The organism is Ornithinibacillus salinisoli (assembly GCF_042684965.1).
GTDB lineage: Bacteria > Bacillota > Bacilli > Bacillales > Amphibacillaceae > Ornithinibacillus > Ornithinibacillus salinisoli.
Window position 1 is genome coordinate 140,281 of the sequence record NZ_JBHUMI010000009.1, and the last position, 14,245, is coordinate 154,525.

The following is a 14,245-nucleotide window of genomic DNA, read 5'->3' on the forward strand; positions in this document are numbered from 1 at the left end:
TTGCGTATTATGTTATAATTTACCTAACAATAGAAACGGCATGTTCGTGCCGTTTCATTATGTTAATTTCTTATAGAAGGAAGAAATAGCAATGAGTGAAAAGAAGATTGTTTCAATAGAGGATCGAATCCCAAAATTGAAACAAGCGCGTAAGAAAAAAGCAAATAAACGATTAGTGTTTTATCTTTCCATTTTCTTCTTCTTAGTATCTATCATTGTTTATCTTCAATCTCCCTTAAGCCATGTTAAAACCATTAGCGTTGAAGGGAATTCGTATTTTTCGGAGCAATCTATCATTGATCAGAGTGGGTTAGCTATTCATACGAGCATTTGGACGATCAATAAAGAAAAAGTAATTGATTCTCTGAAGAATAATCCAATAATTGAATCTGTTCAGGTAGATAGAAAATTGCCTTGGACAGTGAAGATTCAAATATCTGAACATGAACGGATTGGATATGTAGAAGAGGACAACCTATATTCGCCCATTTTAAGTAATGGTACGGTATTGACAGAACATGGACAAGAAATCCATACCGGTGATGCTCCGCTTTTAGTTCAGTTTACGGAAGAAAAATATTTACATAGAATCTCGAAAGAACTGAAAGAGCTACCAGTAAGTATTTTGAATTTGATTTCTGAGGTGCATTGGAGTCCAACATCGGAGAATAAAAATAAAATTATGCTGTATATGAATGATGGTTATTTAGTAGATGGAACTATACGTGATTTTGCTGAAAAAATGAAAGTTTATCCTTCTATTGTCGCCCAAATAGATTCAGATGAAATGGGGATTATTCATATTGGTGTTGGAGCCTATTTTGAGTCTTTTGAACAAGCAACTAATGAAGAGGACTTAAGTGAAGAATCGACTGAAGAAGCAGAAGGTGAAAACATAGAAGATGAAAATGATGAGTAAAATTAATGTTTTCATTTAAATTAGTGTACAATTTTATTAAAAAATAGCATAATTAAAGAGGAATTAAGAGTTTTTTATTGAATTTACTATTATATATTTCTTTTTTATGTTATTTCCTATAAAATAATAGATTATAGAATATTAATAGAATAAGCTTAATAGAAAATCATCTGATTAGACATAGCGTTTTGTTAGATGCGTCTGAATTAGGAGGTGCCTTTCGTTGAACAACAGTGACATACTAGTTAGTCTTGATATAGGTACAGCAAAAATAAAAGTTATAATTGGCGAGGTATTAAATGACTCACTAAACATTATTGGTGTAGGTACAGCAAGCTCTAATGGAATGAAAAAAGGAGCGATTGTTGATATTGATCAAACTGTACAATCGATAAAAACAGCCGTCGAACAAGCTGAGCGAATGGTTGGCATGCAAATAGACAGTGTAGTTGTAGGAATAAGTGGAAATCATATTCAATTACAGCCATGTCATGGAGTAGTTGCTGTTCAAAGTGAAAACCGTGAAATCAGCGATGAAGATGTTAAAAGAGTAATTGATGGTGCCCAGGTAATATCTATTCCGCCTGAACGAGAAATTATTGATGTCATTCCGAAACAATTTATCGTGGATGGTTTAGATGAAATAACGGATCCAAGAGGTATGATCGGAGTAAGGTTAGAGATGGAAGGTACAATTATTACCTGCTCAAAAACTGTTTTACATAATTTGTTAAAATGTGTAGAGCGTGCAAATCTACAAGTTTCTGATATTTGTTTACAACCATTATCGGCAGGTACTGTAGCACTATCGAAAGATGAAAAAAATCTTGGGGTAGCCCTTATTGATGTAGGTGGTGGTTGTACAACAGTTTCTGTTTTTGAAAATGATCATCTAGCTGCAACTAGTGTTGTTCCGTTAGGCGGAGACAATATAACGAAGGATCTATCAATTGGGTTACGAACATCAACAGAAGAAGCGGAAGATATTAAGCTAAATTATGGACATGCTTTTTATGATGAAGCCCAGGAAGATGAAACTTTTGAAGCTACAATCATCGGAAGTAATAAAACAGAAACGTATAATCAACTGCAAATTTCTGATATGATAGAAGCAAGGTTGGAAGAGATCTATGCTTATGCTGAAAGAGAAATAAGAAAAATGGGTTACCATGAATTACCAGGAGGATATGTATTAACTGGTGGTACAATGAAAATGCCTGGCGTATTAGAACTTGCACAAGATCTGTTCCGAGCTAATGTACGTATAGCTATACCTGACTACATAGGTGTAAGAGAATCACAGTTTACGGCAGGGGTTGGTATCCTTCAATTTGCATATCATAATGCAAAAATACAAGGAAAAGAATTGTTTCCATCCGTACAAGCAGGCATGGAAGAACAGAAACCAAAACGAATGAAAAAACAACAAACGAAATCGAATGATAAACAAGAAAATCAGAAAAAAGAATCTGGAATTGCTAATTTGTTTAAGTATTTCTTCGATTAATCTAGCGTTCCCATACGAAAATTAGCTTCTAGAAATCTTGTAATATGCATATTAGGAGGAACGAAAATATGTTAGAGTTTGATACAAATATGGACCAACTTGCTTCTATAAAAGTTATTGGTGTTGGTGGCGGTGGAAATAACGCTGTTAACCGTATGATTGAGCATGGTGTTGAAGGTGTAGAATTTATCGCTGTCAACACTGATGCACAAGCTTTAAATCTATCAAAAGCAGAAATTAAGCTACAAATCGGTGGAAAACTAACTCGTGGATTGGGTGCTGGTGCAAATCCTGAAGTTGGTAAGAAAGCTGCCGAAGAAAGTAGAGAACAGCTTGAAGAGGTACTACAAGGTGCCGATATGATCTTTGTTACTGCTGGTATGGGTGGCGGAACTGGAACAGGTGCAGCTCCAACTATTGCTCAAATAGCTAAGGACTTGGGTGCATTGACGGTAGGTGTTGTAACACGCCCATTTTCATTTGAGGGAAGAAGACGATCAACACAAGCAGTTTCGGGCATTGATGCATTAAAGAGTAATGTTGATACATTAATCGTTATACCAAATGATCGTTTACTTGAAATTGTTGATAAAAACACTCCAATGTTAGAAGCTTTCCGAGAAGCGGATAACGTTTTACGTCAAGGTGTGCAAGGTATTTCAGATCTAATCGCTAAACCAGGGTTGATCAATGTGGACTTTGCCGACGTGAAGACAATTATGTATGATAAGGGATCTGCATTAATGGGGATTGGTGTTTCGACAGGTGAGAGTCGAGCTACAGAAGCTGCGAAAAAGGCAATTTCTTCTCCATTACTAGAAACTTCTATTGATGGTGCTCATGGAATTTTGATGAATATAACAGGTGGAACAAATTTAAGCTTGTATGAAGTGCAAGAGGCGGCAGATTTAGTTACTAATGCTGCAGATGAAGAGGTAAATGTAATCTTTGGATCAGTTATTAATGAAGATCTAAAAGATGAAATCGTAGTTACGGTTATCGCAACAGGGTTTGATGAAGCGAAAAAAGTAGAAACGAATCCTAGACAGCGTCCAGTTGTTAATCATCATCAACATGCTGCAACAAAAGAAGAACCTAGAGAATCTGTTCAACAACAGCACCGTCCAAAACAAGAGGAAGATACCTTAGATATCCCTACATTTTTACGAAATCGAAATAGGGATAAAAACCGGTAAACTAACTAAATAAATGGAAAGAAACGTATAGTAAATACTATACGTTTTTTTTATACCTATTTTCCCGACAAACTTTCCGATAACTAGTTGAAATTAGCGATATTGTGCATACAAGAAGTGACAGACTTCGCTCATTAACTAAGCTATACTTTGTCTACAGCTAGGCTCTTTCTCACGTCCAGTACTGATCATAGCCCAAAGTTTTCTTGATTGTTAGAAAGGAAGAGTAAGTTGACTATTTATCTTGATGTTGTCTGGGTATTAAATTTTTTTCTTGATATGATGCTTTTATTGCTTACACAAGCATTAGCAAAGGAGAATGTAAAAAAATATAGACTTTTTATCGGTGCTTTAGTTGCATCATTGCTAGTCCCGATAACAGTATTTTATCCAGGCTCATTTTTTACGACTGTAATAGGGAAACTACTTTACTCAGTAATTATTATTCTAAGTAGTTTTCATTTTTATTCCGTGTATCGGACAATTAAGTTACTATTTTTATTCTATTTTACTTCTTTTTCTGTCGGAGGTGGTTTAATAGCAGCACACTTTCTTTTCCAGAATCCAATTGGTTTATCACAAGGAGGGTTTTTGACATTTGATAGGGGTTTTGGTGATCCAATTAGCTGGATTTTTGTAATTATTGGTTTTCCAATCGCTTGGTGGTTTACGAAGATTCGTATGGACAAGCATGCAGTTGAAAAGATACGCTATGATCAATTATATTCTGTGACTATCTCGATTAAAGAAGATTCTTTTTCAACTACTGGATATATAGACAGTGGTAATCAACTTACTGCTCCACTATCCCAAAAGGCAGTCATTATTTGTGACGAACCTTTTTTGAAACAATGGTTTACACAAGGTGAATGGGAAAGTCTTAGGACAGCACATGAAAATTTGGATATTGAAAAAATACCCAAAAACTGGGAAAAATATATTCAGATTATACCTTATCATGGAGTAGAAGGAAGTAGTAGATTTTTATTTGCCATTAAACCAGAACAATTAGTAGTTTACTATGATGAAGAAAAAATAATGACAAATAAAATATTGATTGGTATTCAATTTGGGGATTTGACGAAAGATCACAGATACCATTGTTTACTACACCCACAAATCTTTAAATTGTCTGCTGTACAGTCAGCCTGATTATTAGATCATTTATTATTCATCAAGTCTTATGGTATATGCCTTAGTTACACTTACGCAGGATATGAAAGTTTATACTTACTTATCTGCCAAAAAAGGAGAGATAAATTTGAGATTATTCAAATTAAGGATTCGATTATGGTGGTATAAAATTCTTATAAAATTAGGAATTAAGTCCGAAGAGATCTACTACATCGGTGGAAGTGAGGCATTACCACCACCATTGTCGAAGGAAGAGGAAAGTGAACTGCTAGCATTACTACCAAATGGGGATAAATCAGCTAGGGCGGTATTAATTGAACGAAATTTACGGTTAGTAGTGTATATTGCACGTAAATTTGAAAACACTGGAATTAATATAGAGGATTTAATAAGTATTGGAACTATTGGGTTGATCAAAGCGGTAAACACATTTAACCCTGAAAAGAAAATCAAACTCGCTACATATGCATCGAGATGCATAGAAAATGAAATTCTCATGTACTTAAGAAGAAATAATAAGTTAAAGTCAGAAATTTCATTTGATGAGCCATTAAATATCGATTGGGATGGCAATGAGCTTTTGCTTTCTGATGTCTTAGGTACGGAAGAGGACATCATTACGAGAAATTTAGAGACCAAGGTAGATAAACATTTATTGCAAAATGCATTATCCCAATTAAATGCTAGAGAAAAACAAATTATGGAGCTTCGGTTTGGTTTAATTGGAGAAGAAGAAAAAACTCAAAAAGATGTAGCAGATATGTTGGGGATTTCACAGTCCTATATATCTCGTTTAGAAAAGAAAATTATTAGGCGTTTAAAAAAAGAATTTAATAAAATGGTCTAGCCTAGTTGTGATAAGCATTTTAGCCATTATTTCATTATTTGTGAAAAAGTAATCTTGCATAAAATCCCTTCCTAGCGGAGATACTGTCCATGAACAGCATCTCCAACTGGGAGGGTACAGAATGACTAGACATAAAGTTGTAATATGTGGTGTTGATACATCCAAATTACCAGTATTGAAAAATGAAGAAATGAGAAAGCTATTTGTTAAAATGCAAGCCGGAGATATTTCAGCTAGAGAGGAACTTGTAAATGGAAACTTACGTCTAGTATTAAGTGTTATTCAACGTTTTAACAATCGTGGGGAGTACGTAGATGATTTATTTCAAGTAGGTTGTATAGGTTTAATGAAATCAATTGATAATTTTGACTTGAGTCATAATGTTCGATTTTCTACGTATGCCGTTCCAATGATTATTGGTGAAATTAGAAGGTATTTAAGGGATAATAATCCTATACGTGTATCTAGATCACTAAGAGACATTGCTTATAAGGCTTTACAGGTAAGAGAGAGATTAATTAATAAGACATCCAAAGAACCAACTCCAATGGAAATTGCAGAGGAGATGGGAGTTCCTCACTCTGATATTGTATTTGCAATGGATGCTATTCAAGATCCTGTCTCGTTATTTGAACCAATCTATAATGATGGTGGTGATCCTATTTATGTTATGGATCAAATTAGTGACGAAAAGGATAAAGACGAAACTTGGGTGGATAAGCTCTCCTTAAAAGAGGGAATGTATCAATTAAATGAACGCGAGAAAATGATATTAAATAAGCGGTTTTTTCAAGGGAAAACACAAATGGAGGTTGCTGATGAGATTGGTATTTCCCAAGCTCAAGTCTCCCGTTTAGAAAAAGCAGCCATAAGTCAAATGAATAAGCAAATGTTTGAATAGCATATAAAACATTATAAAGTAAATGTAATAATACTTAGAAGAGAAGAGCAGGTGAAATTCACCTGTTCTTTTTTTTATGATGACATTATAAGCCGCTATACATGCGTATTAAATGCATGGTGACTCCTACAGAACAGCGAAGAGATAAAAATGATGAATGGAGCATGGTGACGTCTGTTCCCATATTATCCGAAAAGACAGGTATTCTCATAGTAGTTAGAGCGAATAACGTACTTGGTCCCTTCTTTAAGCGAAGTCGATGAGTCCCCTACCCTTTAGAGTAGCCTGCGTCTTCTCGTTTTGGTTCCCCTGTGCAGGGGAACCAAGTTGATATGTAGTAGTATATATCAATTACTGATTAAGATTCATTTCTTGGAAAAGGCAGCAATCTTTTATAAAACATATTTTTAAATTACATAAAACTATGCAAAGAAGGGTTTCTAACATGTTTTGTAAAGGATAAATCGAAAGTGGACTGCATATACATTTTTTATAAGGTGGGTGATTTTGGATGGTCACATTGTCGGAGCTTCAAACAAAAGAAGTCGTTGTCATTAATGATGGAAAAAGGCTAGGGCATATTTCAGACTTAGAAATTGACCCTAATCGCGGAAGAATTATTGCTTTGATTATATATTTACGTGACAAAGGGGGTTTTTTTGGGAAATCAGATGAACTAATTATTTACTGGGATCAAATTGTTACGATCGGTATGGATGTTATATTGGTGAGAGATGCTTCAAGCCAACGATTATTAATAGATTAAACCCTTTTCACATAAATACAGTTGTAATATATGTTAAAATAGTAGAAGTTATGAAAAAGGGGTTGAGTTGTATGGCAGATGTCTTTTTACATGAAAACGAATCGTTTCTATCGATTAAAAAGTGGCAAGAATTAAACCCAAACTTAATTGCAGGTTTTACATCAAGAATTGGAGGAGTAAGCGAAACCCCATATGATTCGCAAAATTTAGGTTTACATGTACCAGATAAAAAGCAAAGTATATTATCGAATCGTAGGAGTTTAGCACAACAGTTAAATTTCCCACTAGAAAGTTGGGCTTCAGGCGAGCAGGTTCATCATTCGCATGTTCAAGTTATAACACAAGCAGATAAAGGAAAAGGGGCAATGGATTATGACAGTTCCATCCAAGGCACCGATGGACTTATAACTAATGAGACTGGTTTATTGTGCACAGCTTTTTTTGCTGACTGTGTACCATTATACTTTTATGACCCGCAATCGAAATATATCGGGATCGCTCATGCAGGATGGAAAGGATCTGTTAATCGAATTGCTGAAAAAATGGTAGAGAAATTACAATCTTTAGGTGTTGATGTACGAAAATTACTCGTTGCGATCGGACCATGTATTTCACAAGAAAATTATGAAGTAAATAGTCAAGTGATTGATCATGTTTCTCCTAAGTTAAGAGAAAAAACGACTGTTCACGTGGGAGAATATAAATATTTACTGAATTTAAAACAATTAAATGTCGAAATCCTTTTACAATGTGGTGTTTTTCGTAATAATATAGACATATCTAATTACTGCACGTATACTGAGAAATCGCTATTTTACTCACATCGACGAGATCAAGGTAAAACAGGAAGAATGTTAGGATATATCGGATTAAGGAGATTCTAATGAAGAGGTGAATTGGTTATAATGGATGTAGCAGCAAATTTAGACACGATTTTGTCTCATATTAAGCAATCATGTAATAAAAGTAATCGAAATCCCGAAGAAATTACCATAATTGGTGTGACAAAATATGTTACAATAGAACGAACAGAAGAAACAATTAAAGCTGGCATTACAAATCTTGGCGAAAATCGTCTAGAGGGTTTTCAGGAAAAATACAACCACTTTAATAATAGAGCAAAATGGCACTTTATCGGTACACTACAGTCAAGAAAAGTAAAGGAAGTTGTTGATCAGGTAGAAGCTATACATTCCTTAGATAGACTATCGTTAGCAAAAGAAATAGACAAGCGTGCTTCGAAGCAAGTAAATTGTTTTATACAGGTTAACGTGAGTGGAGAAGAATCGAAGCATGGAATAAATCCTAAAGATTTATTACCGTTTGTAAGAGAACTAGCTCCCTATCCGAATGTTCGTGTAGTTGGTTTAATGACCATGGCTCCACATATAAATGATGAGCAACACTTACGTAAGATCTTTAGAGATTTAGCTGCTTTAAGAGATATGATAAGAGATAGTAATTTTTCACATGCATCTTGTGAATTTCTATCAATGGGGATGAGTAATGATTATCAGATTGCCGTTGAAGAAGGAGCTACACACATCCGAATTGGCTCTAAACTTGTAGGATAATAGGGAGTAATGGGGTGAAACAATGAGCATTAAGAATAAAATTAAAAATTTCTTTACCATGGATGAAGAATACGAATATGTAGAAGAGAGTATGGAGCAACCGGATTTCCCAGCAACAACAGCTCGAGATAATGTCGTTAATTTAAAACGTATCGAAAAAATGAATTCAAAGGTCGTGCTTTGTGAACCTAGAACTTATAATGAAGTTCAGGAAATAGCGGATAACATTATTAATAGGAGAGCAGTTGTAATTAACTTACAGCGTACAGATCTTCAGCAAGCAAAGCAAATTGTTGATTTTTTAAGTGGCACTGTGTATGCACTTAATGGTAAAATGCAAAAACTTGGTTCGCAAACTTTTTTATGTGTGCCAGACAATGTAGATGTATCTGGATCCATTTCGGAGTCATTTGCGGAAGTAGAAGAATTTAACAAAGGATGGTAATATATGTTAGCACAAATATTTAATTTACTAGATATGGCCCTACGCATTTATAGCTTTGGGTTAATTATTTATATTTTTATGTCATGGTTTCCTGGTGCACGTGAGTCAGCCTTCGGAAGTTTTTTAGCAAAGATTTGTGAACCGTATTTAGAGCCGTTTCGTAAAATTATACCTCCACTTGGTATGATTGATCTTTCACCTCTAGTAGGAATACTAGTCATAAACTTAGCAAGACCAGGTTTGTGGGAACTATATCGATTTATTGCGTATTAAAGGAAATGACGAATGGATATCTATCAACATTTTAGAAAAGAAGAACATGAATTTATTGACCAAGTCTTGTCTTGGATAAACGATGTGGAAAGAACATACCAGGCTAAGATTACTGATTTTTTAGATCCTCGAGAACAGCAAATTGTTGAAATGTTAATCGGAACTAGTCATGAAGATGTAACACTTCATCAATTCGGTGGTGGTTCGTACACGGAACGAAAGCGAGCAATTATAGCACCATTTTATGAGAATATATCAGAAGAAGACTTTCAGTTGACCCTATTACAAGCCACTTATCCACAAAAGTTTATTACATTAACACACCCTGATGTAATGGGGGCGTTTCTATCTTTAGGAATTAAAAGAAAAAAGCTTGGGGATATTGTTGTCGAAAATGGAGTTATTCAAATTATGACAACAGATGATATTGCACAATATGTTGTTGCTAATTTAACATCAATTAAAAAGTCTAATATTACAATTGAAGAAAAAGCTATGCAATCACTTATCCAAACAGAACCCAATTGGGTAGAAGTGGACCAAACGGTCTCGTCACTGAGATTAGATAATGTTTTGAAAGAAATTTATCATATTTCTAGAAAAATAGCTTCCGAATATATTGAAAAAAAACAAGTAAAAGTGAATTATAAGCTAGTTGAAGATGGTAAATTTATGCTCCAAGAAAACGATCTCATATCTTTACGTGGTAAGGGAAGAAGTAAGCTTGTAAGTATTAATGGACATACCAAGAAAGAGAAAATAAGAATTACTACTGCCGTTTTAAGAGATTAACCAATTGAAATAATTTTTTTAATATATTTCTCAATTTTTGCAGGAGTTTGGAATTATTTGTCGAAATTTACATAATAACGATATTATACGTGTTTATTATAAATAGAATTACTAAATACTGTGAGGAGGTGGCCTTTGTGCCATTAACACCGCTAGATATTCATAATAAAGAATTTACAAGAGGCTTCAGAGGGTATGATGAAGATGAGGTTAATGAATTTTTAGATCAAGTCATTAAAGATTATGAAATTGTTATTAGAGAAAAGAAAGAACTTAAAGAAAAAGTGGAGCAAATGAATGAAAAGCTTAGCCATTTTACGAACATTGAAGGAACATTAAATAAATCGATTCTAATTGCACAAGAAACTGCGGAAGAATTAAAAGGGAATGCTACAAAGGAATCCAAGTTGATTATTAAGGAAGCTGAAAAAAATGCTGATCGTATTATTAATGAAGCATTAACAAAATCTCGTCGTATTTCCTTAGAAGTTGAAGAATTGAAGAAACAAGCAAAAGTATTTAGAACTCGTATGAAAATGCTTGTGGAAGCACAGTTAGATATGATTAAGACGGATGATTGGGATGAATTATTCGATGTTGAGATGGGTGAAGAGCTCGAATTAATTAATAATGAGTCATAAACCTTGACGTTTTATGGATTTTTACATATAATTCATACACAGATGTATGTGTTCTCTAAAAGTTTATATTTGTTGTAAATACTATGATAGAGAAAGTATAGAAGCAAATGAACTGTTTGAGCGAGTCAGGGATGGTGTAAGCCTGATACAGCTATGCTTTTAGAAAATCACTCTTGAGTATCCATTCGAAAGATGTCAAGTAGAAATGGACGGATATTTCACGTTACGAATATCAAGTGAATTTAAAATGATTTATTTTAAATTTATAAGGGTGGTACCACGAGTCTTCTCGTCCCTTTTGGGATGCTAGAGGGCTTTTTTTAATTTTATTTTGTAAGATAATGAAGGAGGAAAAGTGAGTATGGATTATAAAGATACGTTACTCATGCCGAAAACAGAATTTCCGATGCGTGGAAATTTGCCGAATAAAGAACCGAAAAGACAAGAAAAATGGGAAGAAATGAATCTATATGAAAAAGGACAGGATCGCACAAAAGAAAGACCATTATTCATTTTGCATGATGGACCTCCATATGCAAACGGTGATCTCCACATTGGTCATGCGCTGAATAAGATCTTAAAAGACTTTATTACAAGATACAAATCTATGACTGGCTATCATGCCCCATATGTGCCAGGATGGGATACTCATGGCTTGCCTATTGAAACTGCATTAACAAAAAATAAAAAAATAGACCGTAAAAAAATGAGTATTGCTGAATTCAGACAAAAGTGTGCGGAATATGCGATGGGACAGCTGGATAATCAACGTACCCAGTTTAAACAACTAGGTGTTCGCGGGGAGTGGGATAATCCTTATATTACGTTAACGAAGGATTATGAAGCTGCGCAAATTAAAGTATTCGGTGAGATGGCTAAAAAAGGATATATCTATAAAGGGTTAAAACCCGTTTATTGGTCTCCTTCATCAGAATCCGCGTTAGCTGAAGCGGAAATTGAATATCAAGATAAACGCTCTGCATCGATATATGTTGCCTTTGAAGTGAATGATGGAAAAGGTGTATTAAACAATGGTGATAAAATCATTATTTGGACAACTACACCTTGGACAATCCCAGCAAACCTTGCGATTGCATTACATCCATCATTAAATTATGTGGTAGTGGAAGTAAATGGGGATCGTTTTGTTATTGCAGAGGAATTACTTGAAGCGGTAACGAATGAGTTAGAGTGGGAAAATGCTCATGTTGTAAAAACATTTAAAGGTCAAGACGCGGAAAAAGTTGTAGCTAGACATCCATTCTATGATCGTGATTCCCTTGTAATCTTAGGTGACCATGTAACAACGGAAGCAGGTACTGGTTGTGTTCACACTGCCCCTGGACATGGTGAAGATGATTTCTTTATATCGAAAAAATATGGAATTGACGTATTGTGTCCAGTAGATGAAAAAGGTGTATTTACTGCACAAGCTCCTGGATTTGAAGGTATGTTTTATGATAAAGCAAATAAAGTTATTACTGAAAAATTAGAAGAAGTAGGAGCTTTACTGAAGTTATCATTTATAACGCATTCTTATCCACATGATTGGAGAACGAAGAAACCGACGATTTTCCGTGCAACTTCACAATGGTTTGCATCAATAAAAGACTTCCGTCAAAACATTTTGGATGAAATTAAAGAAGTTAATTGGTACCCGTCATGGGGAGAAACTAGATTATATAATATGGTTCGTGATCGTGAGGACTGGTGTATTTCACGTCAGCGTACATGGGGTGTTCCAATTCCAGTATTTTATGGAGAAGATGGGACAGCGATTATTACGGATGAAACGATTGAACATGTATCTAAATTATTTGCAAAGCACGGGTCTAATATTTGGTTTGAAAATGAAGCCATTGAATTATTGCCGGAAGGATTTACTTCGGAACACAGTCCAAATGGTAAATTTACCAAAGAAACGGATATTATGGACGTATGGTTCGACTCGGGTTCTTCCCATGCAGGTGTTTTATTAGAGCGTGATGACCATAGACGTCCAGCAGATATCTATTTAGAAGGTAGTGACCAATATCGTGGCTGGTTTAATTCATCATTATCTACATCCGTGGCAGTGACTGGAAAAGCTCCTTATAAAAATATTATTAGTCATGGATTTGTGTTAGATGGTAACGGTAGAAAAATGAGTAAATCACTTGGAAATGTTATACAACCAAGTAAAGTGTTAAAGCAATTAGGAGCGGACATTCTAAGACTTTGGGTTGGTTCTGTTGATTATCAAGCAGATGTACGTATTTCTGATGATATTTTGAAGCAAACCTCGGAGGCGTATCGTAAAATTAGAAATACTTTCCGGTTTATGCTGGCAAATTTAGCTGATTTCAATCCGGAAACAGACCGAGTTCCAGAATCTGAAATGCAAGAAGTGGATCGATACATGCTTCATCGATTACAGCAACTTTTAAAAGATGTACGTGGAAGCTATGAAAAATATGAGTTTTCTCCTATTTTCCATCGCATTCATAACTTCTGTGCAGATGATTTAAGTTCATTCTATCTCGATTTTGCTAAAGATATTTTATATATCGAAGCTGCTGATAATCAACGCCGTAGAAGTATTCAAACTGGGTATTACGAAATATTAACTACCTTAGTGAAGTTGTTAACGCCGATTATTCCACATACTGCTGATGAAGTATGGGAATACATTCCAGGGGTAGAAAGAAATAGTGTTCATTTAACGGACATTCCTGAGCCTAGAGAAGTTGCTAATTTTAAAGGGCTGGAAGAAAAATGGAATCACTTTATGGCTGTACGTGACGATGTATATAAAGCATTGGAAGAAGCAAGAAATGAAAAAGTCATTGGTAAATCCTTAGAAGCAAGGATTACGGTTGTAGCTAAAGATGATCTAACAAAAGAGATATTAAATTCAATTCCAGATGTACATCAATTATTTATTGTATCCGAAGCTGTCATAAGTGATCAGGATGAAAAAGCAAAAGCTTATAAACATGTTGATGTTGCTGTTGAGAAACATACAGGTGAAAAATGTGAACGCTGCTGGGTTGCTTCAGATTCAGTAGGAACTGATACAGCACACCCAACATTATGTTCACGTTGTGCAGATGTTGTAAAAGAACATTATTCAGCATAATGAAATAGGAAGAAACCCCTCTAGAAATAGAGGGTTTTCTTTTGGAAATACTATTTCCTAATAGACGGATACTTTTCCAAGTAATGAAACTTAATGAGCAATTGATGTAAAATGTGCAGGAACATATCAAAA

At 34.7% G+C, this 14,245-nt stretch carries 14 protein-coding genes and 1 other annotated feature; all 14 genes read left to right on the forward strand.

Going from position 1 to position 14,245, the window contains the following annotated elements:
• Positions 1-91: 91 nt before the first annotated feature.
• Positions 92-919, forward strand: a complete 828-nt coding sequence (locus ACFSTA_RS05590; RefSeq protein WP_377555590.1) for a cell division protein FtsQ/DivIB — start codon at positions 92-94, stop codon at positions 917-919.
• Between the two features lie 223 nt (positions 920-1,142).
• Positions 1,143-2,426, forward strand: coding sequence for a cell division protein FtsA (gene ftsA / locus ACFSTA_RS05595; protein ID WP_377555591.1), 1,284 nt, complete (start codon positions 1,143-1,145; stop codon positions 2,424-2,426).
• Positions 2,427-2,494: 68 nt separating this feature from the next.
• Positions 2,495-3,622, forward strand: coding sequence for a cell division protein FtsZ (gene ftsZ / locus ACFSTA_RS05600; RefSeq protein WP_377555592.1), 1,128 nt, complete (start codon positions 2,495-2,497; stop codon positions 3,620-3,622).
• A gap of 231 nt (positions 3,623-3,853) precedes the next feature.
• The gene (gene spoIIGA / locus ACFSTA_RS05605) at positions 3,854-4,774 is read left to right on the forward strand and encodes a sigma-E processing peptidase SpoIIGA (protein WP_377555593.1); all 921 of its coding nucleotides are present in this window, start codon (positions 3,854-3,856) and stop codon (positions 4,772-4,774) included.
• 109 nt (positions 4,775-4,883) lie between these two features.
• On the forward strand, positions 4,884-5,603 hold the full coding sequence (gene sigE / locus ACFSTA_RS05610) for an RNA polymerase sporulation sigma factor SigE (RefSeq protein ID WP_377555594.1): 720 nt from the start codon (positions 4,884-4,886) through the stop codon (positions 5,601-5,603).
• Positions 5,604-5,724: 121 nt separating this feature from the next.
• Positions 5,725-6,504, forward strand: coding sequence for an RNA polymerase sporulation sigma factor SigG (sigG, locus tag ACFSTA_RS05615; protein WP_377555595.1), 780 nt, complete (start codon positions 5,725-5,727; stop codon positions 6,502-6,504).
• 511 nt (positions 6,505-7,015) lie between these two features.
• A complete protein-coding gene (locus ACFSTA_RS05620) occupies positions 7,016-7,270 on the forward strand; it encodes a YlmC/YmxH family sporulation protein (RefSeq protein ID WP_377555596.1) in 255 nt (84 codons plus the stop codon).
• 71 nt (positions 7,271-7,341) lie between these two features.
• Positions 7,342-8,154 (forward strand): peptidoglycan editing factor PgeF, encoded by an 813-nt coding sequence (pgeF, locus tag ACFSTA_RS05625; RefSeq protein ID WP_377555597.1) that lies wholly within the window; start codon positions 7,342-7,344, stop codon positions 8,152-8,154.
• A gap of 21 nt (positions 8,155-8,175) precedes the next feature.
• Entirely contained in the window at positions 8,176-8,844 is a 669-nt protein-coding gene (locus ACFSTA_RS05630) for a YggS family pyridoxal phosphate-dependent enzyme (protein WP_377555599.1), read from the forward strand.
• 22 nt (positions 8,845-8,866) lie between these two features.
• Positions 8,867-9,289 (forward strand): cell division protein SepF, encoded by a 423-nt coding sequence (locus ACFSTA_RS05635; protein WP_377555600.1) that lies wholly within the window; start codon positions 8,867-8,869, stop codon positions 9,287-9,289.
• A gap of 3 nt (positions 9,290-9,292) precedes the next feature.
• Positions 9,293-9,562, forward strand: coding sequence for a YggT family protein (locus tag ACFSTA_RS05640; protein WP_377555601.1), 270 nt, complete (start codon positions 9,293-9,295; stop codon positions 9,560-9,562).
• A gap of 12 nt (positions 9,563-9,574) precedes the next feature.
• A complete protein-coding gene (locus tag ACFSTA_RS05645) occupies positions 9,575-10,354 on the forward strand; it encodes a YlmH family RNA-binding protein (protein ID WP_377555602.1) in 780 nt (259 codons plus the stop codon).
• Positions 10,355-10,491: 137 nt separating this feature from the next.
• The gene (locus ACFSTA_RS05650) at positions 10,492-10,995 is read left to right on the forward strand and encodes a DivIVA domain-containing protein (protein ID WP_377555603.1); all 504 of its coding nucleotides are present in this window, start codon (positions 10,492-10,494) and stop codon (positions 10,993-10,995) included.
• Between the two features lie 74 nt (positions 10,996-11,069).
• Positions 11,070-11,295: a binding site (T-box leader), on the forward strand.
• Between the two features lie 61 nt (positions 11,296-11,356).
• The gene (gene ileS, locus ACFSTA_RS05655; RefSeq protein ID WP_377555604.1) at positions 11,357-14,113 is read left to right on the forward strand and encodes an isoleucine--tRNA ligase; all 2,757 of its coding nucleotides are present in this window, start codon (positions 11,357-11,359) and stop codon (positions 14,111-14,113) included.
• The last annotated feature ends 132 nt before the right edge of the window (positions 14,114-14,245 follow it).